15 protein-coding genes and 2 tRNA genes are annotated in these 21,180 nt (G+C 64.1%); 11 read left to right on the plus strand and 6 right to left on the minus strand.

The genetic code is table 11. The features are described from left to right. Nucleotides 1-61 precede the first annotated feature (61 nt). A complete protein-coding gene (uvrB, locus tag FB598_RS04270; RefSeq protein ID WP_141913132.1) occupies nt 62-2,143 on the minus strand; it encodes an excinuclease ABC subunit UvrB in 2,082 nt (693 codons plus the stop codon). Between the two features lie 332 nt (nt 2,144-2,475). On the opposite strand from uvrB, the gene FB598_RS04275 reads away from it, so the two are divergent. From FB598_RS04275 to mnmH, 5 genes are all read left to right on the plus strand, one after another. Further along, entirely contained in the window at nt 2,476-3,693 is a 1,218-nt protein-coding gene (locus FB598_RS04275; RefSeq protein WP_141913133.1) for an amino acid aminotransferase, read from the plus strand. 135 nt (nt 3,694-3,828) lie between these two features. Then, a tRNA-Asn gene (locus FB598_RS04280) sits at nt 3,829-3,904 on the plus strand. A 212-nt stretch (nt 3,905-4,116) separates the two neighbouring features. Next, nucleotides 4,117-4,192: transfer RNA gene (locus tag FB598_RS04285), tRNA-Asn, on the plus strand. 186 nt (nt 4,193-4,378) lie between these two features. Then, a complete protein-coding gene (gene selD / locus FB598_RS04290) occupies nt 4,379-5,410 on the plus strand; it encodes a selenide, water dikinase SelD (RefSeq protein ID WP_141913134.1) in 1,032 nt (343 codons plus the stop codon). After that, nucleotides 5,410-6,501, plus strand: a complete 1,092-nt coding sequence (mnmH, locus tag FB598_RS04295; RefSeq protein WP_141913135.1) for a tRNA 2-selenouridine(34) synthase MnmH — start codon at nt 5,410-5,412, stop codon at nt 6,499-6,501. The genes selD and mnmH overlap by 1 nt, the downstream gene beginning before the upstream one ends. A gap of 14 nt (nt 6,502-6,515) precedes the next feature. Here the strand turns inward: mnmH and FB598_RS04300 are convergent, their stop codons facing one another. Continuing rightward, on the minus strand, nt 6,516-7,577 hold the full coding sequence (locus FB598_RS04300; RefSeq protein ID WP_141913136.1) for a permease: 1,062 nt from the start codon (nt 7,575-7,577) through the stop codon (nt 6,516-6,518). A 697-nt stretch (nt 7,578-8,274) separates the two neighbouring features. Here FB598_RS04300 and FB598_RS04305 point away from each other — a divergent pair. The 4 genes from FB598_RS04305 (at nt 8,275) to FB598_RS04320 (ending at nt 14,518) form a co-directional block, all read left to right on the plus strand. Continuing rightward, nucleotides 8,275-9,618 carry an MFS transporter gene (locus tag FB598_RS04305; protein WP_141913137.1) on the plus strand — a complete coding sequence of 448 codons (1,344 nt, stop codon included), beginning with the start codon at nt 8,275-8,277 and terminating at the stop codon, nt 9,616-9,618. A 61-nt stretch (nt 9,619-9,679) separates the two neighbouring features. Further along, a complete protein-coding gene (garD, locus tag FB598_RS04310) occupies nt 9,680-11,245 on the plus strand; it encodes a galactarate dehydratase (protein ID WP_141913138.1) in 1,566 nt (521 codons plus the stop codon). A gap of 139 nt (nt 11,246-11,384) precedes the next feature. After that, nucleotides 11,385-12,497, plus strand: coding sequence for a beta-propeller fold lactonase family protein (locus FB598_RS04315; protein ID WP_141913139.1), 1,113 nt, complete (start codon nt 11,385-11,387; stop codon nt 12,495-12,497). A 251-nt stretch (nt 12,498-12,748) separates the two neighbouring features. Beyond that, a complete protein-coding gene (locus FB598_RS04320; RefSeq protein ID WP_141913140.1) occupies nt 12,749-14,518 on the plus strand; it encodes a methyl-accepting chemotaxis protein in 1,770 nt (589 codons plus the stop codon). A 105-nt stretch (nt 14,519-14,623) separates the two neighbouring features. Here FB598_RS04320 and FB598_RS04325 read toward each other — a convergent pair whose 3' ends face one another. The 4 genes from FB598_RS04325 to FB598_RS04340 all read right to left on the minus strand — a co-directional run bounded on the left by FB598_RS04325 (nt 14,624) and on the right by FB598_RS04340 (nt 19,029). Beyond that, nucleotides 14,624-15,901: an MFS transporter gene (locus FB598_RS04325; protein ID WP_141913141.1), complete on the minus strand. Its 1,278-nt coding sequence runs from the start codon at nt 15,899-15,901 to the stop codon at nt 14,624-14,626. A gap of 80 nt (nt 15,902-15,981) precedes the next feature. After that, the gene (locus tag FB598_RS04330; RefSeq protein WP_141913142.1) at nt 15,982-17,085 is read right to left on the minus strand and encodes a mandelate racemase/muconate lactonizing enzyme family protein; all 1,104 of its coding nucleotides are present in this window, start codon (nt 17,083-17,085) and stop codon (nt 15,982-15,984) included. 76 nt (nt 17,086-17,161) lie between these two features. Next, a complete protein-coding gene (gene kdgD / locus FB598_RS04335) occupies nt 17,162-18,076 on the minus strand; it encodes a 5-dehydro-4-deoxyglucarate dehydratase (protein WP_141913143.1) in 915 nt (304 codons plus the stop codon). 179 nt (nt 18,077-18,255) lie between these two features. Beyond that, nucleotides 18,256-19,029 (minus strand): FadR/GntR family transcriptional regulator, encoded by a 774-nt coding sequence (locus tag FB598_RS04340; RefSeq protein ID WP_141913144.1) that lies wholly within the window; start codon nt 19,027-19,029, stop codon nt 18,256-18,258. Nucleotides 19,030-19,341: 312 nt separating this feature from the next. Between FB598_RS04340 and iscR the strand changes: the two genes are divergently transcribed. Together iscR and FB598_RS04350 are read left to right on the plus strand one after the other, a co-directional pair. Continuing rightward, entirely contained in the window at nt 19,342-19,836 is a 495-nt protein-coding gene (gene iscR / locus FB598_RS04345; protein WP_141913145.1) for a Fe-S cluster assembly transcriptional regulator IscR, read from the plus strand. 16 nt (nt 19,837-19,852) lie between these two features. Next, entirely contained in the window at nt 19,853-21,106 is a 1,254-nt protein-coding gene (locus FB598_RS04350; protein ID WP_141913146.1) for an IscS subfamily cysteine desulfurase, read from the plus strand. Nucleotides 21,107-21,180: the final 74 nt, after the last annotated feature.

Below are 21,180 nucleotides of genomic sequence, written 5' to 3' on the forward strand. Positions count from 1 at the left end.
TCCAAATGCCGTTCGGACTGAGTAGCCCGAAGGGCGTATCGAAAGTTCGCTGTGCGTGGCGTCAAGCCACCGCCGTATCGCTCCCCGGCGCGCCGAACAATTGCTGCTTGAGCAGGTGCAACTGGTCGCGCGCGGCCGCCGCCTTTTCGAACTCGAGGTTCTTGGCGTGCTCCTGCATCTGCTTTTCCAGGCGCTTGATTTCCTTGCTGATCTGCTTCTCGCTCATGGCTTCGTAGTTCTTCTGCTCCTGCGCCACCATCAGCTCGGCGCGCGCCTCGGACGGGTTGAACACGCCGTCGATCAGTTCGCGGATTTCTTTCTTGATGCCGGTCGGCGTGATGCCGTGGGCCTCGTTGAAGGCCACCTGTTTGGCGCGGCGGCGTTCGGTTTCGCCGATCGCCTTGTGCATCGAGTCGGTGACCTTGTCGCCGTACAGGATGGCCATGCCGTTGAGGTTGCGGGCGGCGCGCCCGATGGTCTGGATCAGGCTGCGCTCGGAGCGCAGGAAGCCTTCCTTGTCGGCATCCAGGATCGCCACCAGCGAGACTTCCGGAATGTCCAGGCCTTCGCGCAGCAGGTTGATGCCGACCAGCACATCGAAGGTGCCCAGGCGCAGGTCGCGGATGATTTCCACGCGCTCCACCGTGTCGATGTCGCTGTGCAGGTAGCGCACCTTGATGCCGTTGTCGGACAGGAACTCGGTCAACTGCTCGGCCATGCGCTTGGTCAGCGTGGTCACCAGCACGCGCTCGTCCTTGGCCACGCGGTCGGTGATTTCCTGCATCAGGTCGTCCACCTGCGTGGTGGCGGGGCGCACGGAGATAATCGGGTCGACCAGGCCGGTCGGGCGCACCACCTGCTCGACCACCTGGTCGGCGCGGCTGTTTTCGTAATCGGCCGGGGTGGCGGAGACGAATATCGTCTGGCGCATCTTCTTTTCGAACTCGTCGAACTTCAGCGGCCGGTTATCCAGCGCCGAAGGCAGGCGGAAACCATAGTCCACCAGGTTGACCTTGCGCGCGCGGTCGCCGTTGTACATCCCGTTCAACTGGCCGATGAGCACGTGCGACTCGTCCAGGAACATCAGCGCGTCCGGCGGCAGGTAGTCCACCAGCGTCGGCGGCGGGTCGCCCGGCTTGCCGCCGGAGAGGTGGCGCGAGTAGTTCTCGATGCCCTTGGTGAAGCCGATCTCGGTCATCATTTCGAGGTCGAAGCGGGTGCGCTGCTCCAGCCGCTGCTCCTCGATCAGCTTGTTTTCCTTGCGGAAGAATTCCAGCCGCTCGCGCAGCTCGTCCTTGATGGTCTCGATGGCGCGCAGCACGGTCGAGCGCGGCGTCACGTAGTGCGAGCCGGGATAGATGGTGAAGCGCGGGATCTTCTGGCGTACGCGGCCGGTGAGCGGGTCGAACAGTTGCAGGCTGTCGATCTCGTCGTCGAACATCTCGATGCGCACCGCCAGCTCGGCGTGCTCGGCCGGGAACACGTCGATGGTGTCGCCGCGCACGCGGAAGGTGCCGCGGCCGAAGTCGGTCTCGTTGCGCTTGTACTGCATCTGGATCAGGCGCGCGATGACGTCGCGCTGGGCCACCTTGTCCCTGGCGCGCAGGGTCAGGATCATCTGGTGGTATTCGTTGGGATTGCCGATACCGTAGATGGCCGACACGGTCGCCACGATCACCACGTCGCGCCGCTCCATCAGCGACTTGGTGCAGGACAGGCGCATCTGCTCGATGTGCTCGTTGATCGAGGAATCCTTCTCGATGAACAGGTCGCGCTGCGGCACGTAGGCTTCCGGCTGGTAGTAATCGTAGTAGCTGACGAAGTATTCCACCGCGTTATGCGGGAAGAACTCGCGGAACTCGCTGTAGAGCTGCGCGGCCAGCGTCTTGTTGGGGGCGAACACGATGGCCGGCCGGCCCAGGCGGGCGATGGTGTTGGCCATGGTGTAGGTCTTGCCGGAGCCGGTCACGCCCAGCAGGGTCTGGAAGAACAGGCCGTCGTTGACGCCTTCGACCAGCTTTTCGATCGCGGCGGGCTGGTCGCCGGCCGGCGGGAACACCTGGTAGAGCTTGTAGGGCGAATCGGGGAAGGTGACGAACTTGCTGTCGTCGAGTTCGGGGGTAATCGTTGTCAGTTCAGCCATGGTGGTCGGTAACCCGCTTCGGTTGAGGTTTGCCTGCTCCGGTGCGGCCGCATGCCTGAAAAGAGGGCGTTGCAGGCCGGAAATACCGGACGCGTGAATGCGTCACAGATGCAGGCGGCGGCGCCGTCTTCAAGGCGCAATGGCGGCGGATATGTCATTTCTGCATGAAAGCATGCAGATTCAGCCTGGTTTTACACCTGCCTGTATCTGTGATTAGGCATCGGGATTTGCTAGAATGCGATGTTGCAAAACGGTGCAGGGCTGGCAAGCTCGGCCATGCACCCATCCACTCCTGCAGCGCTCCGTTGCAGCTAACTTTTCATGTTATCACGATGAACGCACCTGTCTCCGCCTCCCTGTTTTCCGCCATCGAAATGGCGCCGCGCGACCCCATCCTGGGCGTCACCGAAGCCTACAACGCCGACAAGAACCCGGCCAAGACCAACCTGGGCGTGGGCGTCTACTACGACGACAACGGCAAGGTGCCGCTGCTGGAATGCGTGAAGAAGGCGGAAGCGGAACTGGCGGCCAAGCTGGCCCCGCGTACCTACCTGCCGATCGACGGCCTGGCGACGTATGACCGCGCCGTGCAGGAACTGGTGTTCGGCGCCGGCAGCGCCGTGGTGACGGAAAAGCGTGCGATCACCGTGCAAGCCCTGGGCGGCACCGGCGCGCTGAAGCTGGGCGCCGACTTCCTGAAGCATTTCTCGCCGGCCGGCACCGAAATCTGGATCAGCGACCCGAGCTGGGAAAACCACCGCGCGCTGTTCGAAATGGCCGGCTTCAAGGTCAATGCCTATCCTTACTATGACGCCGCCACCCGCGGCGTGAACTTCGCCGGCATGCTGGATGCCCTCAAGACCATGAAGTCCGGCTCGGTCGTGCTGCTGCACGCCTGCTGCCACAACCCGACCGGCGCCGACCTGACCGCCGACCAGTGGACCCAGGTCATCGAAGTCGTGACTTCGCGCGGCCTGGTGCCGTTCCTGGACATGGCCTACCAGGGCTTCGGCGACGGCATCGAAGAAGACGGCAAGGTGGTGCGCCGCTTCGCCGAAGCCGGCGGCCCGCTGTTCGTCTCCAACTCGTTCTCGAAGTCGTTCTCGTTGTACGGCGAGCGCGTTGGCGCGCTGTCGATCGCCGCGGCCAGCGCCGAAGAGGCGGCCCGCGTGCTGTCGCAATTGAAGCGCGTGGTGCGCACCAACTACTCCAACCCGCCGATCCACGGCGGCCAGGTCGTGGCCACCGCGCTGGCCTCGCCCGAACTGCGCAAGCTGTGGGAAGACGAACTGTCCGAAATGCGCGTGCGTATCCGTGAAATGCGTCAGCTGCTGGTGGCCAAGCTGAAGGAAAAGGCCCCGGCCCATGACTTCGACTTCGTCATCAAGCAACGCGGCATGTTCTCGTACTCGGGCCTGACCAAGGCGCAAGTGGATCGTCTGCGCAACGAGTTCTCGATCTACGCCGTCGACACCGGCCGCATCTGCGTGGCCGCGCTCAACACCAAGAACATCGACGCGGTGGCTGACGCCATCGCCAAGGTGCTCTAAGCCGTTCGGCAGGCAAGGGCTTGAGACAAGGAATTGCCGGCGCCGCTGCCCCGGTTTCATAGGGAAACAGCGGCCCGGCTGAAAAAAGTTTTTGACAGGAAGTGAAAATCCGGTCATAATCTTTTTCTCAGCTGTTCCCTGATAGCTCAGTCGGTAGAGCGACGGACTGTTAATCCGCAGGTCCCTGGTTCGAGTCCAGGTCGGGGAGCCAAAAAATTCAAAAGCCTCGCAGTCTTCTGCGGGGCTTTTTCAATTCATCCGCCATCCGGAGCGCGAGGTTTCCGGGCGGGATGAAGTCATCGGTTGCGCATGGGTGAAGCCCCCGGCTTCAGCGCAGCGGCGATTGTCGAATGATGTAAAAAATTTCTTCCGCACACTCTGGCGGCGAAAGAAAAATTCGTTCATAATCGCGCCCTCAGCTGTTCCCTGATAGCTCAGTCGGTAGAGCGACGGACTGTTAATCCGCAGGTCCCTGGTTCGAGTCCAGGTCGGGGAGCCACGAAATTCGAAGCCCCGCAAGACCATCGTCTTGCGGGGCTTTTTGTTTTTCGTCCCGACGGGACGACATTCAATGATCCCGCAGTTGGCGTGTGCTTGGGGCACGGTTCGCATCCATGCGCGGCGCCTGCCCGCACCCGCAAACGCTGCTAGAATCGGCATCCCCCCGACCTTTCAGGACATTGCCATGGGTGACCCCATCCGCCTCACTCAGTACAGCCACGGCGCCGGATGCGGCTGCAAGATCTCGCCGCAGGTGCTGGAAGTCATCCTCGCCGGCAGCGGCGCGCAGAATCTCGATCCCAAGCTGTGGGTCGGCAACGCCTCGCGCGATGACGCGGCCGTCTATGCATTGGACGACGAACGCGGCGTGGTCTCCACCACCGATTTCTTCATGCCCATCGTCGACGATCCGTTCGACTTCGGGCGCATCGCCGCCACCAATGCCATCAGCGACATCTACGCCATGGGCGGCGACCCGCTGATGGCCATCGCCATCCTTGGCTGGCCGGTCAACGTGCTGGCGCCGGAAGTGGCGCGCGAAGTGGTGCGCGGCGGCCGCGCCGCCTGCGACGCTGCCGGCATCCCGCTGGCGGGCGGCCATTCCATCGATGCGCCTGAACCGATCTTCGGCCTGGCCGTGACCGGCGTGGTCGACAAGCGCCACATGAAACGCAACGACACCGCCAGCGCCGGCTGCCTGCTGTACCTGACCAAGCCGCTGGGCATCGGCATCCTCACCACCGCAGAGAAGAAGGGCAAGCTGCGCGCCGAAGACGTGGGCGCGGCGCGCGACTGGATGTGCGTGCTGAACAAGGCAGGCAGCCGCTTCGGCAAGTTGCCCGGGGTGGCGGCGATGACCGACGTCACCGGCTTCGGCCTGCTCGGCCACCTGGTCGAGATGTGCGAGGGCAGCGGCGTGTCGGCCCGCATCAGCTACGCGCGCGTGCCAAGCTTGCCGGGCGTGGCGCATTACCTGGCCGAAGGCTGCGTGCCGGGTGGCACCGGCCGCAACTACGACAGCTATGGCGCCAAGATCGGCCCCATCGGCGAAACCCAGAAGAACCTCCTGTGCGATCCGCAGACCAGCGGCGGTTTGCTGGTGGCGGTCAAGCCCGACGCCAATCCCGAATTCCTGGCCGCCGCCGCGCTGGGCCTGGAGCTGGCGCCAATCGGCGAGCTGGTGGAGCGACAGCGTTACGCGGTCGAGGTCGTCTGATGGAAGATATCCAGCCCAGCCGCGCCCTGTTCACCGGCGACACGCCGATGCTGGACGCGCGGGCCCCGGTCGAGTTCGGCAAGGGCGCCTTTCCGACGGCGGCCAACCTGCCGCTGATGAACGACGACGAACGCCAGGCGGTCGGCATCTGCTACAAGGAGCAGGGTCAGGAGGCCGCCATCAAGCTGGGGCACGAGCTGGTCAGCGGCGCCGTCAAGGAAGCGCGCATCCAGGCCTGGGCCGACTTCGCGCGCGCCCATCCCGAGGGCTGCCTGTATTGCTTTCGTGGCGGCCTGCGTTCGGGCATCACCCAGCAATGGCTGAAGTCCGAGGCCGGCATCGCCTATCCGCGCGTGGCCGGCGGCTACAAGGCGATGCGCCATTTCCTGATGGAGGCGGTAGAGCAGGCGGTAGCCAGCGCCGGTTTCGTGGTGGTCGGCGGCATGACCGGCTGCGGCAAGACCGACGTGCTGGCCCAGCTGGACAACGCGCTGGACCTGGAGGCCTACGCCAATCATCGCGGTTCCAGCTTCGGCAAGCATGCCACCGCCCAGCCGTCGCCGATCGACTTCGAGCATCGCCTTGCGATTGCGCTGATCAAGCAGCAGGCGCGCGGCCACGCCTGGTTCGCGCTGGAAGACGAGAGCCGCCTGATCGGCACCTGCGCCTTGCCGCTGTCGCTGCACCAGGGCATGCAGAAATTCCCCCTGGTGTGGCTGGAAGACAGCCGCGAGGGGCGTATCGAGCGCATCCTGCGCGACTATGTCAGCGGACTGAGCGCCGAATATGCTGGGCTGGATGCGGAGAACGGTTTTGCGCGCTACCGCGAGCATCTGCTGACGGCGCTGGGCAAGCTGTCCAGGCGTCTCGGCGACGAGCGCTATCGGCGCTTGCGCCAACTGATGGAGGACGCGCTTGCGCGCCAGGAGAAGGATGGCGCGATCGACCTGCACCGCGCCTGGATCGGCAGCCTGCTGAGCGAGTACTACGATCCGATGTACGACTACCAGAGGGAGTCCAGGCGCTCGCGCCTGCTGTTCGCAGGAAACCAGTCCGAAGTGGTGGATTTCCTGCGCCGCTACCGTCCTTAAAGGATGTAAGGGATTTAAAGGACGAGCATCCCGACCAGGCCGCTGGCCACGCCGACCAGCATGGTCAGCAGCGCCACCGTCACCAATACCTTGGGCGTGAACGACTTGCGCAGCATCAGCAGCGAAGGCAGGCTGATGCTGGGCAGCGTCAGCAGCAGCGCCACCGCCGGGCCGACGCCCAGGCCCAGCGCCAGCATCGATTGCACGATGGGAATCTCGGCCGCGGTAGGGATCACGAACAGCGTGCCGATCACCGCCAGCGCGACAATCCACAGCAGGCTGTTGCCCATCGCCGCGTCCACCTGCGGAAACAGCCAGACGCGCGCCGCGCCCAGCGCCAGCACGGCGACGATGTAGACCGGCACGGTGCTCCAGAACAGCTGCCACAGCTTTTGCGCCCAGCGCGCCAGGAAGCCGCGCGGTTCGGATGCATCTGCCTGCGCTACCGCTTCCAGCGCTGCCTGCGGCAACGCTTCCGGTTGCGAAATGCGTTGCGCGACCAGCGATACCCCCACCACCAGCAGCAGCCCAGCGACCAGCCGCAGCGCGGCGAAATCCCAGCCCAGCACGAAGCCCATGAACACCAGCGTGGCCGGATTCAACACCGGGTTGGCGATCCAGAACGCCAGCGCGGCGCCCACCGACACTTGCTGGCGGCGCATGCCGGCCACCACCGGCGCGGCGCAGCAGCTGCACATCATGCCCGGTAGCGCGAACAGGCCGCCGCGCAGAACCGAGCCCAGGCCGGCGCGGCCGAACATGCGCAACAGCCAGTCGCGCGGAACCAGCACCTGCACCAGCGACCCCAGCAGCACGCCCAGCACGGCCGCCTTCCAGATCGCCAGGAAATACACGCCGGCATATTCCAGCGCCGCCGCCCATGGCGACGCCGGCGCATTGGCCAGGATGGAGCTGCCGATGCTGTGCTTGTCGGCGGCGATGAAGGACTTCAGGTAGTAAGGCGACCACTTGACGTAGTACAGGCCGACTGCTGCCACCAGCAGGAACAGGGCGGGTTTGAGCCAGGCGGAAGCGCCGCGCGCTGCGGGCGGCTGCAGGGAAGGAGAGCTGTTCATGTCGTGTTGCGGTTTGGCGGATATAAGAATGCGCGCATGATACCAGCCCGGCGTGCGGCTGGCGGCGGCGCATCCAGGAGTTCGAGGCGCAGTTCGGCATGGCGCTGACCGACGCCGGGCGCGCATGCAGGATGACGCTACCGCTTTCCGCCAGGGCGTGCTCGCGGTGAACCTGCTGGGCACCTTCGGTTTCCTGATCCCGGTGATGATGAGCCTGATTATTGCCTGCCGGGGTATCGCGCAGTGCGCATGTCTCCAACTGGAGATGCGGATGGCCATGTATAGATCTTGTCATACAACTTCGGAGGCATACCTGGCCAAGCGTTGTTTTACGGATGGCTACGCGGTTTGCCACGCATGCATCCTGGTGCTTCAATGCCCTTGGGGAAAGGCTGGGGTGGAACGCTGCAGAGCCTTTCCAGCAAGCGAATCGGGCCATTCGATCATTTTTCGAGGGTGTCCCCACAAGCCTATTGCCAAAGCATGGACTCCTGATATACTCGCTCCAATTGTTGTACGATGTCTTATAACAATTAATATTCCTTCATTAAAACAAAACGCTAAAGAGAGACGCCCGCCCATCCTCGTCCGTTTTCCCAGTCATGGTTGCCCGGCATGATCCGGCGCCGCATGCATGGGACAGCCGCGGAGCCTTGGCAGCGAATCCTTGAAGGCGAGACGAGATCTGGAGAAAAAAGTGGCGCAAAGCAATATCACGGCGGCTGCCGCGGGAGCGGTCAAGGCCAGCCATGTCCGTTATCTGATTCTGTTCATGCTGTTCATCGTGACCACGGTCAACTATGCCGACCGCGCCACGTTGTCGATCGCCGGTTCGGCGATGAAGACCGAGCTGAGCCTGGACCCGGTGACCATGGGCTACATCTTTTCAGCCTTCAGCTGGGCTTACGTGCTGGCGCAATTGCCGGGCGGGTGGCTGCTGGACCGTTTCGGTTCCAAGAAGATCTACATGTGGAGCATCGCCCTGTGGTCGGTCTTCACCATCCTGCAGGCGGGGGTGACCTGGATGGGCACGGCCGCGGCCGTGGTGTCGCTGTTCCTGCTGCGCTTCATGGTGGGGCTGGCGGAGTCGCCGTCGTTCCCGGCCAACGGCCGCATCGTCGCCGCCTGGTTTCCGACCAATGAGCGCGGCACCGCTTCGGCCATCTTCAATTCCGCGCAGTATTTCGCGGCGGTGCTGTTTACGCCGCTGATGGCGTGGATCGTCCATGCGTTCAGCTGGCACCATGTGTTTACCGTGATGGGCATTTTCGGCCTGGTGCTGGCGGGGATCTGGAGCAGGATCATCTACAGCCCCAAGGACCATCCGATGATCAACCAGGCCGAGCTCGCGCATATCGAGCAGGGCGGCGGCCTGGTCGACATGGATAACCGGAAGGTGGCGGCGCCCTCGACCAAAGGCCGTGGGTACATCAAGCAACTGCTGTCGAACCGCATGCTGCTGGGCGTATATATCGGACAGTATTGCATCAACGTGATCACCTATTTCTTCCTGACCTGGTTCCCGGTGTACCTGGTGCAGGAACGCGGCATGTCGATCCTCAAGGCCGGTTTCGTGGCATCGATCCCGGCGGTGTGCGGTTTCATTGGCGGCGTGGTCGGCGGCCTCATCTCGGACCGCCTGATCAAGCGCGGCTTCTCGGTGACCTGGGCGCGCAAGATTCCCATCGTCGGCGGCATGCTGCTGTCGATGACCATGATCCTGTGCAACTACGTGGATGCGCAGTGGATGGTGGTGGGCATCATGGCGCTGGCCTTCTTCGGCAAGGGCGTGGGCGCGCTGGGCTGGGCCGTGGTGGCCGACACCGCGCCCAAGCAGATCGTCGGCCTGTCGGGCGGCCTGTTCAACATGTTCGGCAACGTGGCCGGCATCACCACCCCGATCGTGATCGGCTACATCGTCAAGGAAACCGGTTCCTTTGCCGGCGCGCTGGTGTTTGTCGGCGTCAATGCCCTGATCACCGTGATCAGCTACCTTGTCATCGTCAAGGAAATCAAGCGCGTTGAACTGAAAGACGCCTGATCCGCAATATCGGCGGCCCCTGCAAAGCCGGGCCGCCTTTTTCGTTTTAATGGAAAACAGCATGAGCACCGATACCATCGCCAGCGCCGCCGCCAGCCCGCGTTACATCATGATGAACGACACCGACAACGTCGCCATCGTCGTCAACGACGGCGGCTTGCCGGCCGGCACCGTGTTCCCCGACGGCCTGACCCTGGTCGATCGCGTGCCGCAAGGCCACAAGATCGCGCTGCGCGACTTGAAGCAGGGCGAGCCCATTGTGCGCTACGACGTGGCCATCGGCTACGCCGTGCGCGACATCCCCAAAGGCAGCTGGATCGAGGAATCGCTGGTGCGCATGCCGCCGGCGCGCGAGCTGGACAACCTGCCCATCGCCACCAGAAAGCCGGCGCCGCAGCCGCCGCTGGAAGGCTATACCTTCGAGGGCTACCGCAACGCCGACGGTTCGGTCGGCACGCGCAACCTGCTGGCCATCACCACCACCGTCCAGTGCGTGGCCGGCGTGGTCGAGCATGCGGTCAAGCGCATCCGCGCCGAACTGCTGCCCAAGTATCCGAACGTGGAAGACGTGGTGGCGCTGGAGCATACCTACGGCTGCGGCGTGGCCATCGACGCGCCCAATGCCGGCATTCCGATCCGCACGCTGCGCAACATCAGCCTCAACCCCAACTTCGGCGGCCAGGCCATGGTGGTCAGCCTCGGTTGCGAAAAGCTGCAGCCCAACCGCCTGCTGCCGGAAAACATGATCCCGATCCACAAGGAAGGCGAACCCTACGTGGTCTGCCTGCAGGATGCGGAACACGTCGGCTTCCACTCCATGATCGATTCCATCATGCGCATGGCCGAGGCGCGCCTGGCCGAGCTGGACAAGCGCCGCCGCGAAACCTGTCCGGCCTCCGACCTGGTGGTCGGCGTGCAGTGCGGCGGCAGCGATGCCTTCTCCGGCGTGACTGCCAACCCGGCCGTGGGTTTCGCCACCGACCTGCTGGTGCGCGCCGGCGCCGCGGTGATGTTCTCGGAAGTGACCGAAGTGCGCGACGGCATCGACCAGCTGACCTCGCGCGCCGTCAACGAGGAAGTGGCGCAGGCCATGATCCGCGAGATGGACTGGTACGACAATTACCTGAAGCAAGGCGGCGTCGACCGCAGCGCCAACACCACGCCCGGCAACAAGAAGGGCGGCCTGGCCAACATCGTCGAGAAGGCCATGGGTTCGATCGTCAAGTCCGGCAGCAGCCCGATCTCGGGCGTGCTGGCGCCGGGCGACAAGTTGCGCCAGAAGGGCCTGATCTACGCCGCCACGCCGGCCTCGGACTTCATCTGCGGCACGCTGCAGCTGGCCGCCGGCATGAACCTGCACATCTTCACTACCGGCCGCGGCACGCCTTACGGCCTGGCCGCGGTGCCGGTGATCAAGGTCGCCACCCGCAACGACCTGGCGCGCCGCTGGCATGACCTGATGGATGTCAATGCCGGCCGCATCGCCAGCGGCGAGGCCAGCATCGAAGACGTCGGCTGGGAGCTGTTCCAGCTGATGCTGGACGTGGCCAGCGGCAAGAAGACCTGGGCCGAGCAATGGAAGCTGCACAATGCGCTGACCCTGTTCAATCCGGCGCCGGTGACTTGATGTGCCAGAAAAGGGATCCGCTTGCGGATCCTTTTTTATTATCCGTTCCAGCAGCAGAGAAGAAAGCAGCAAGCCATGCGCGGCCATTGCGCGCAGAGGTTTGCGTACGCCAACAACAAGCATCCTTGAAGGAGACGCCATGTCCAAGCACGCCTCATCCACATCCAGCACATCCCGCCGCCTTGCCGCCGCCCTTGCGGCGTCGGCCCTGACGCTGGCGGCCGCCCAGGCCGGCGCGGCAACCATCGCCTACGTTGCCAACGCCGACAGCCAGGACATCTACGTGCTGCAGCTCAACGCCGACGGCAGCCTCAACCTGGTCGACAAGGTCGCCACTGGCAGCACCGTGATGCCGCTGGCGATCAGCCCGAACCATCGCTTCCTGTACGCTTCGTTGCGCGGGCAGCCGTATTCGGTGACCAGCTATGCGATCGACCAGGCCAGCGGCAAGCTCAAGGCGCTGGCCACGGCGCCGCTGGCCGACAACATGGCCAATATCGCCACCGACAGGAGCGGCAAGTTCCTGTTCGCGGCTTCGTACACCGGCCACAAGATCTCGGTCAACGCCATCGGCGCCGATGGCGCGGTGCAGGCGCCGGCGCTGGCGGTGATCCCGACCGGCAAGAATGCGCATTCGGCCCAGGTCGATCCCGACAACCGGTTCCTGTTCGCCTCCAATCTCGGCAGCGATGTGATCCTGCAGTTCCGCTTCGATGCCGCCACCGGCAAGGTGGCGCCGAACGACCCGCCAGCGGTGGCCACCAAAGCTGGCGCCGGCCCGCGCCATTTCGTGTTCGCCAACGACAAGCGTTTCGTCTATTCCACCAACGAGCTGGACGGCACCGTCAACACTTACGCCTACGATGCCAAGGCCGGCACGCTCAAGCTGGCGGCGACCGACTCGGCCTTGCCCGACGGTTTCAAGAGCAGCGAGCAACTGGCCACGGCCGACCTCCACCTCACGCCCGACGGCCGTTTCCTCTACGCCAGCGAACGCACCTCCAGCACGCTGACCAGCTATGGCGTCGATGCCGCCAGCGGCAAACTGACGCGCCTGGCCAACCTCCCGACCGAAACCCAGCCGCGCGGTTTCAACATCGACCCGCAAGGGCGCTTCCTGCTGGCGGTGGGGCAGAAGTCCAACGCGCTGACCAGCTACGCCATCGACCGCGCCAGCGGCGCGCTGACGCCCTTGTTCCGCTATACGCTGGGGCGCAATCCGAACTGGGTCGAAATCATCGACCTGCCCTGAGCCATCCTCCGGTTGCGGTTGCAACTCTTTGCGGGCTATCTGCATGCGCTTTGATCCAGGACAGGTCGGGGCGCGAATCCGCATTGCAAAATCGATGCGGGGGACGTTCGCCCGCGGCATAACGCGCCTAATGGGGAAACAAGGGCGTTTTCACCAGTTGACCGTGATATTGGGGGACGGGGGCTTGCGATATCTTCTGCTGCCAGGTCCTTGATCAATCTTGTTGCCAAAAAATTAAGTGGAGAGTGGGAATGCGGAATGTAACGGTTCGCTTCAGCCTGATGGGCGCGCTGGCGTTGTTTTCATGCATGATCGTGGTGGGCGCCGGCGTCGGCATCTTTGCCTTGGGCCGGGCCAACCAGGCGACCGAGTTCGTGCATCTGATTGCCGAGCGCACCTTGCTCGTCAACGATGCCTATAAGGACACCACGCGCACGCGTTCGGCGTTGACGCGCGCCTACGCCAACCTGAAGGAAAAGAACGAGGCCAGCGTCAGGGAGTCGGCTTTCAAGAGTGCGCAGGCCACGTATGAACGCGGCTTAAAAACCATGGATGACTTTGCCAGGTTGCCTGACCTGCCGGGCCAGGATCCGGCGCTCAAGGCGGAACTGATCGACTCGGCCAAGACCTTGTCGGATCTGTTGAAGAAAGCCGGCGACTTGCTCAGGGCGGACGACGCCGCCGGCTATTTCGAACTCAACGACAAGCAGATCAATCCGGGCGGCGGCCGCTTCTCGGCGGCGCTGGAGAAGTACCAGGCGCTGGCGATGCAATTGAACGACCAGACCGCCGACCAGCGCGACAAGGAATACAAGCTGGTGCTGTGGCTGGTGGCGGTGGGCCTGGCCGGCGCGCTGGCGCTGGTGCTGGCGGTGCATTTCATGTTGCGCAACATCGTGCTCACGCCGCTCAATCGCGCAGTGCACCTGCTCGACCAGGTTGCCAACGGCGACCTCACCGCCAGGGTGGATGTCCATAGCAGCAATGAAATCGGCCGCCTGTTCTCGGCGATCCGCAGCATGCAGCAAAGCCTGCTCAATACCGTCTCGCGCGTGCGCAGCAGTTCGGAGAGCATCGATACCAGCGCCAGGGAAATCGCGGCCGGCAATCTGGATTTGTCTTCGCGCACCGAACAGCAGGCCAGCTCGCTGGAAGAAACTGCCGCATCGATGGAGCAACTCACCGGCACCGTGCGCCAGAATGCCGAGAACGCCATGCAGGCCAACCAGATGGCGCATTCGGCTTCGACCACCGCCAGCCGCGGCGGCGAAGTGGTGGCGCAGGTGGTCGATACCATGCAGGCCATCAATGCATCTTCGCGCAAGATCGTCGACATCATCAGCGTGATCGACGGCATCGCATTCCAGACCAATATCCTGGCGTTGAACGCGGCGGTGGAAGCGGCCCGCGCCGGTGAACAGGGGCGCGGCTTCGCGGTGGTGGCCTCGGAAGTGCGTTCGCTGGCGCAGCGCTCGGCAGCGGCGGCCAAGGAGATCAAGACCCTGATCGACAATTCGGTGTCCAAGGTGGACGCCGGCAGCCAACTGGTGGAGCAGGCCGGCATGACCATGAGCGATGTGGTCGACAGCGTGCGGCGCGTGACCGACATCGTCGGCGAGATCGCCGAGGCCAGCCGTGAGCAAAGTACCGGCATCGAGCAGGTCAACCAGGCCATTGCGCAGATGGACGAGGTGACCCAGCAGAATGCCGCGCTGGTGGAGCAGGCCGCCGCCGCCGCGCAATCGCTGCAGTCGCAGGCGACCAACCTGGTGGGGGCGGTGAGCATCTTCAAGATCGATGCCAACCACCAGGCCGTGCCGGTGCGCCCGGCGCCTGCGGCCAAGGTCGCAGCCAAGAGCGTCCCGGCGGCGGCGCCAGCAGCAACGCCGGCTGCGCCATCGGCCCCGGCGCCAGGAAAAGCGGCGCCGACCAGCGCCCCCAAGCTGTCCGGGGCCGCACCGCAGCCGGCAGGCGGCAGCAGCCGCGCCAGGGACGATAGCCAGGATTGGGAAGAGTTCTGATCCGGCCGGGATGGCGGGTATGCCCATAAAAAAACCTTCGTTGCGAGACGAAGGTTTTTTTGTTTTGGCAAGCGGTAATCGGTTACCGCTTGCGCCGGCAATCGCTCAGGCCGTGAGTACCGCCGGGGCCGGCGTGGCGCGGTTGCGGATGACGACGATCACCACCAGCATGCCCAGCGCGGCAATGCCGCCGGCCAGCAAAAAGGCCGCATGGTAGCCGCCGCCGTACTGGATGATGAATCCGGTCAGCGCCGGGCCGACGATGCCCGACAGGTTCGCCAGCAAGTGCACGAAGCCGCCGGTGCCGCCCACCCGCGAGGGCGGCACGATTTCCTGGATCAGCACCCAGCAAGCCTGGGGCGCCATCAGCAAGAACAGGTTGGCCACTGCGATCAGGGCCACGGCCGCCGCCATCGAGGTGGTCTGGGTCGATAGCACCACGCACAGCGCGGCGATGCCCAGTGCCGCGATCAGGACGCTCTTGCGGGCGAACAGGCCATTTTTGGTGCGGCGGAAGATGCGGTCCGAGATCACGCCGCCGAGGATCATGCCGATGGCGCCGCCCAGCCAGGGGATGATGCCGATGATGCTCATTTCCTTGACCGGCAGGTGCTGGTAATCGGTGAGATAGCTGGGGAACCACGACAGGAAGAAATACAGGACGTAGTTGTAGCAGAAGAAAGCCGTCGCGATAGCCAGCACCTGGGGCGACTTGATGTAATGCAGCATGCCGCGGTCGTTGATGTCGCTGGTGGTGGCGACGAACTTGCGGCTCTCGGCGATGACTTCGCGTTCACTGGCGCCGACCTTGGGGTGTTGCAGCGGGTCGTCGCGGAAGATTAGTTGCCAGGCCAGCAGCCACGCCAGGCCCAGTAGCGCAATCACCACGAAGGATACGCGCCAGCCGAAGGCCAGCGAGATCAGCCCGACCACGGGCGCCGCCAGGGCGCCGCCGAGCGGCTGGCCGGCATTGGTGATGCCGACCACGGTGCCGGCTTCCTTGCGCGGGAACCAGTTGTTGATGGTCTTGTTGGTGGTCGACCCCATCGGGCCTTCGCCGATGCCGAAGAAGATGCGGAAGACGATCAGCTGGGCAAAGCTGGTGACTACCGCGGTGGCGCCGCAAAACAGCGACCAGAAACCGGCGGCGAAGGTGAAGACGCGTTTGGGACCGAAGCGGTCGGAGGCATAGCCGCCGATGAAGCAAAAGCCGGCATAGCCGACGAAAAAGCTGCTGAAGAGGATGCCCATCTGGGCGGCATCTAGCTGCAGTTCGGTCTTGAGCAGCGGCGCGGCCACGGCCAGGGCGGCGCGGTCGAGATAGTTGAGCATGCCGGCGAAGAACAGCAGCGCGGCGACGTTCCAGCGATAGGGGTATTTCATGGTGGTCTTCTCCAAGGTGCGATGTTGTTTTTTTAATGAAGATACTGCCGTGCGCTAGGGCGCACGGGGCTGCCCGGACGTTATTGGCCGAGCCGGAAGCTGTCGACCGTGTTGGTCGCCAGCAGCGCCAGGTCGGGCGCGAAGCCCAGGCCCGGGATGTCGGGCAGACGCATCTCGGGTGTGCTGAAGTCGAGATACGGATGCAAGCGCTGTTCGAAATGCACGAACGGCACTTCGAGGTGGATGTCTGCCGGCAGGGTGGCGACGATCTGCGCGGTAGCCATCAGCCCGGGGCCGTAGTAGAAGCAGTGCGGCATCACCTTGACCGGGAACTGCCGCGACAGCGCGATGACTTCCCGCATGGCCGTGATGCCGCCGATCTTGGTGACGCTGGGCTGGGCGTAATCGATGGCGCCGGCTTCGAACAGGCGCCGGAAACCTTCCAAGCCCATCACGTTTTCACCGGCCGCGATGGGAACGTCGCCCAGCGCCCGCACGCGCGCCAGCGAGTCGACGTCCTCGGGCGGCCAGATCGGTTCTTCCAGCCAGGCGATGTTTCTGCCCTTGAGCTGGCGCGCCACCTCGCCGGCTTCGGCCAGCGACCAGGGGCAGTTCACATCCAGCATCAGGTCCACCTCCGGCGGCAAGGCTTCGCGCGCGGCGAGGAAGGCGGGCAGGGTGGTTTCGTGCAGCTTGATCTTGCGGTAGCCCATGGCGTGGACGCGGCACGCGTGGCGCGCTACTTCGGCCGGGTGGTTGTCGTAGCTGACCAGGCTGGCGTAGCGTTCGATCACATTGCGGTGGTTGCCCATCAAGGCGCGCAGAGGCTGGCCGGCGCGCTGGGCGGCGATATCCCACAGGGCGATGTCGATGGCGGAGAGGGCGTAGAGTACCGGGCCGGTGCGTCCGAAGCCGTGCAAGTCCTGCTGGGCTTGCAGCAAGGTGGCGGCGGCATCGGCCGGTTTGCCGATCAGCGCCGGCGCGACCAGTTGCGACAGCGCCGTCATGGTGACGGGATTGAGCTTGTGGCCGAAGGCTTCGCCCCAGCCGACCATGCCGTCGTCGGTGGTGACCTTGACCAGCAAGGTTTCCATGCGGCTCCAGGGGTTGCCGGGGGCCGACGGGTCTTTGCCGGTGTCGCATGCGATGGCGACGCGCATGCCTTCGATTTGGCGGATATGCATGATCTTCTTGTCCAAATGGAACAGCGCCGCCAGGCCCTGTCTCCGGGCCTGGCGGGCTGGTGTTGCGATAGCTGGTTTATTGCGGGCCGAGCTTCTTGATCAGCGCGGCCAGTTCTTCGTGTTCTTCCGGCGTGCAGTCGGTCAGCGGAGTGCGCACCGGGCCGGCATCGTGGCCTGCGATGCGGGCGCCGGCCTTGACGATGGAGACGGCGTAGCCGGCCTTGCGGTTGCGGATCGCCAGGTAGGGCAGGAAGAACTCGTCGATCAGGCGGCCGACGGTGGCGTGGTCGTCCCTGGCGATGGCCTGGTAGAACTCCACGGCGGTCTTGGGGATGAAGTTGAACACCGCCGACGAGTACACCGGCACGCCCAGCGCCTTGTAGGCGGCGGCATAGACTTCCGCGGTCGGCAGCCCGCCCAGGTAGGTGAAGCGGTCACCCAGCTTGCGGCGGATCGCCACCATCGGTTCGATCTCGCCGACGCCGTCCTTGAAGCCGATCAGGTTGGGGCAACGGTCGGCCAGCTTTTGCAGGGTCTCGGCGTTGAGCTTGCAGACCGCGCGGTTGTAGATGATGACACCGAACTTGACCGATTTGCAGACCGCTTCGACGTGGGCGGCGATGCCGTCCTGGCTGGCTTCGGTCAGGTAATGCGGCATCAGCAGGATGCCGTGCGCGCCCAGGCGTTCGGCTTCCTGGGCGTAGGCGATGGCGGCGCGGGTGGAGCCGCCCGCGCCGGCGATGATGGGCACCTTGCCGCGGCAGGTCTCGACCGCGGTGCGGATGATGTCGCTGTACTCGCCCGGCACCAGCGAGAAGAATTCGCCGGTGCCGCCGGCGGCGAACAGGGCGCTGGCGCCGTAGGGGGCCAGCCATTCCAGGCGCTCGATGTAGGTCTTCGGACGGAAGTCGCCTTGCTCGTCGAAGTCGGTCAGCGGGAACGACAGCAGGCCGGAGGAGAGGATCGTTTTCAGGTCTTGGGGTGTGTACATGATTTCGCTACGCCGTTAAGCATGAAGAATTGGATGGAGGTGCTGCTTGTTCTGGTTGTCGGTACGTATCCAAATAGGATATCAGTCATCGTATAACATGGATTTTAAGAAAGCCAGCATTTTTTAGGTGCTGGCTTTCGGGTGTTGCCGTGGAGGAAACGGCCATGCGGCCGGGGCGGTCAGGCGGCGGGGGAGCCGGCGGCGCCGGATTCGGCTTCCATTTGCGCGCGGCGCAGGCGCTCACGGCTATTGGTCAGGTGGTTGCGCATGGCTGCGCGCGCCGCTTCGGTATCGCCGCGGGCGATTGCTTCGTAGATGTCTTCGTGTTCGCGTTGTACCCGGTCGAGGTAGCTGGCTTGCTGGTCGTGCGCCAGTTCGGCGGTGTTGATGCGCTTGCGCGGGATCACGCCCATGCCGAGGTGGCTGATGATCTCGATGAAGTAACGGTTGCCGGTGGCGTTGGCGATGGCGAAGTGGAAGCGGAAGTCGGGATCGACGGTGTCGCCGCCGGACAACTGGTTGGCGCGGAAGGCGTCCAGCGCCGCGCGGATCTCGCGCAGTTGTTCGTCGTTGCGGCGCGCCGCCGCCAGGCCGGCGGTTTCGGTTTCCAGGCTGATGCGCAGCTCCAGCAGCGCCAGCAGGTCGCGCATGGTGGTGATGGTGGCCGGGTCGATATTGATGTTGGAGCCCTTCCTGGGCTCCAGCACGAAGGTGCCGATGCCGTGGCGGGTCTCGACCGCGCCGGCGGCCTGCAGGCGCGAGATGGCTTCGCGCACCACGGTGCGCGATACGCCCTGGCTTTGCATGATTTCGGATTCGGTGGGCAGCTTGTCTCCCGGCTTGAGGCTGCCGTTTTCCATCATCTGCGAGAGCGCGGCGACCACTTCCTGCGACAGGCTCTGGGTCTTGCGGCGCGGGCGCAGCAGCGGGTTGGGGGTATCGCTTGCATCCATGTCGTTATCGTTGAAATGCCGGTGGGGGATGTCTGGCTGGGCCGTTGTTGCAGGCTTGCCAGTTCTGCTGGCGCCAGATGAAAAAAGAGTTGGGACATCTTACCAGATCGTTAATGCCCGATAACGGGAGAATGCCGGCCGGAAGCCTGAACTTGGCGGGCATTCGCATGTTTGGGGCTTTTCCCGCCCTTGCCAACCGGCTTCCCGGCAGCAATTAGTACCTGACAGGATTACTCGGGTTTGATATACTTGACTCAAATATTCGGGAATTCAGGGAACCGGGATTCAATTCGTTTCTGGAGCAGGAATTTCATGCGTCTGACCACCAAAGGCCGTTTTGCCGTGACCGCGATGATTGACCTGGCCTTGCGCCAGGGCAACGGCCCGGTCACGTTGTCCGCCATCAGCGAGCGACAGGAAATTTCCTTATCATATCTGGAGCAACTGTTCGGCAAGTTGCGCCGCCACCAGATCGTGGAGTCGGTGCGCGGTCCCGGCGGCGGCTACAACCTAGCCCGCAAGGCCGCCGAGGTGTCGGTCGCCGACATCATCATCGCGGTGGACGAGCCCCTGGATGCGACGCAGTGCGGCGGCAAGGAAAATTGCCACAGCGCCACCCATCCGGGCGGCCCGCGCTGCATGACGCACGACCTGTGGTCGACCCTGAACGAGAAGATGGTCGAATACCTGGACTCGGTGTCCTTGCAGGACCTGGTCGACCAGCAGAAGGAACACAAGTTGGCGGAGCCCCGCTCCGCCGAAAAGCAAAGCGTGGTGGTGATGCACCGCCCGCAAGCCGCAGCCTGATTTGGAGCTTTAACTCATGAACGCACCTTTGGAAAAGAGCCTGTTGGAGACCATCAAGGCTCCCCACTTCCCGATCTACATGGACTACTCGGCGACCACGCCGGTCGATCCGCGCGTGGCCGACAAGATGATTCCCTACCTGCGCGAGCAGTTCGGCAATCCGGCTTCGCGCAGCCACATGTACGGCTGGTCGGCCGAAAAAGCGGTGGAAGAGGCGCGTGAGGAAGTGGCCAAACTGGTCAATGCCGACTCGCGCGAAATCATCTGGACCTCCGGCGCCACCGAGAGCAACAACCTGGCGATCAAGGGCGCGGCGCAGTTCTACAAGACCAAGGGCAAGCACCTCATCACCATCAAGACCGAGCACAAGGCCGTGCTGGATACCTTCCGCGAGCTGGAGCGCCAGGGCTTCGAGGCGACCTACCTGCAGCCGCAGGACAACGGCCTGGTGACGGTCGAGCAGATCGCCGCCGCCGTGCGGCCCGACACCATCCTGGTCTCGGTCATGCTGGTCAACAACGAGATCGGCGTGATCCAGCCGGTTCCGGAAATCGGCGAATTCTGCCGCTCCAAGGGCATCATCTTCCATTGCGACGCCGCGCAGGCGACCGGCAAGGTCAAGATCGACCTGGAAAACTGGAAGGTCGACCTGATGAGCTTCTCGGCGCACAAGACCTACGGCCCCAAGGGCATCGGCGCGCTGTACGTGCGCCGCAAGCCGCGCGTGCGCATCGAAGCGCAGATCCACGGCGGCGGCCATGAGCGCGGCCTGCGCTCGGGCACGCTGGCCACGCACCAGATCGTCGGCATGGGCGAAGCCTTCCGCATCGCCCGCGAAGAGATGGACAGCGAGCTGCAACGCATCCGCGCGCTGCGCGACCGCCTGGCCCGCGGCCTGCAGGAAATCGAGGAAACCTATATCAATGGCGACATGGAACACCGCGTGCCGCACAACCTGAACGTGAGCTTCAACTACGTCGAAGGCGAATCGCTGATCATGGCGATCAAGGATATTGCGGTGTCGTCCGGTTCGGCCTGCACCTCGGCCAGCCTGGAGCCGTCATACGTGCTGCGCGCACTGGGCCGCAGCGACGAACTGGCGCACAGCTCCATCCGTTTCACCATCGGCCGTTTCACCACCGAGGAAGATATCGATTTCACCGTCAACCTGATCAAGAGCAAGGTCGGCAAGCTGCGTGAACTGTCCCCGCTGTGGGACATGTACAAGGACGGCATCGACCTCTCCACGATCCAGTGGGCGGCCCACTAAACCAGGATTCTGCCAGCCGCCGCCAGCATGCATCAGGAGTTGGAAACTGGTTGCGGTGGAAACATCTTCAAGGA

Source organism: Herbaspirillum sp. SJZ106, from assembly GCF_006715495.1.
Classification (GTDB): Bacteria; Pseudomonadota; Gammaproteobacteria; order Burkholderiales; family Burkholderiaceae_D; genus Herbaspirillum.

Coding starts and splice junctions, on each gene's coding strand:
- garD (WP_141913138.1), top strand. CDS start 9,680: ATGAGCACCGATACCATCGCCAGCGCCGCCGCCAGCCCGCGTTACATC.
- FB598_RS04325 (WP_141913141.1), bottom strand. CDS start 15,901: ATGAAATACCCCTATCGCTGGAACGTCGCCGCGCTGCTGTTCTTCGCC.
- mnmH (WP_141913135.1), top strand. CDS start 5,410: ATGGAAGATATCCAGCCCAGCCGCGCCCTGTTCACCGGCGACACGCCG.
- FB598_RS04300 (WP_141913136.1), bottom strand. CDS start 7,577: ATGAACAGCTCTCCTTCCCTGCAGCCGCCCGCAGCGCGCGGCGCTTCC.
- FB598_RS04320 (WP_141913140.1), top strand. CDS start 12,749: ATGCGGAATGTAACGGTTCGCTTCAGCCTGATGGGCGCGCTGGCGTTG.
- kdgD (WP_141913143.1), bottom strand. CDS start 18,076: ATGTACACACCCCAAGACCTGAAAACGATCCTCTCCTCCGGCCTGCTG.
- selD (WP_141913134.1), top strand. CDS start 4,379: ATGGGTGACCCCATCCGCCTCACTCAGTACAGCCACGGCGCCGGATGC.
- FB598_RS04275 (WP_141913133.1), top strand. CDS start 2,476: ATGAACGCACCTGTCTCCGCCTCCCTGTTTTCCGCCATCGAAATGGCG.
- FB598_RS04315 (WP_141913139.1), top strand. CDS start 11,385: ATGTCCAAGCACGCCTCATCCACATCCAGCACATCCCGCCGCCTTGCC.
- FB598_RS04330 (WP_141913142.1), bottom strand. CDS start 17,085: ATGCATATCCGCCAAATCGAAGGCATGCGCGTCGCCATCGCATGCGAC.
- uvrB (WP_141913132.1), bottom strand. CDS start 2,143: ATGGCTGAACTGACAACGATTACCCCCGAACTCGACGACAGCAAGTTC.
- FB598_RS04340 (WP_141913144.1), bottom strand. CDS start 19,029: ATGGATGCAAGCGATACCCCCAACCCGCTGCTGCGCCCGCGCCGCAAG.
- FB598_RS04350 (WP_141913146.1), top strand. CDS start 19,853: ATGAACGCACCTTTGGAAAAGAGCCTGTTGGAGACCATCAAGGCTCCC.
- iscR (WP_141913145.1), top strand. CDS start 19,342: ATGCGTCTGACCACCAAAGGCCGTTTTGCCGTGACCGCGATGATTGAC.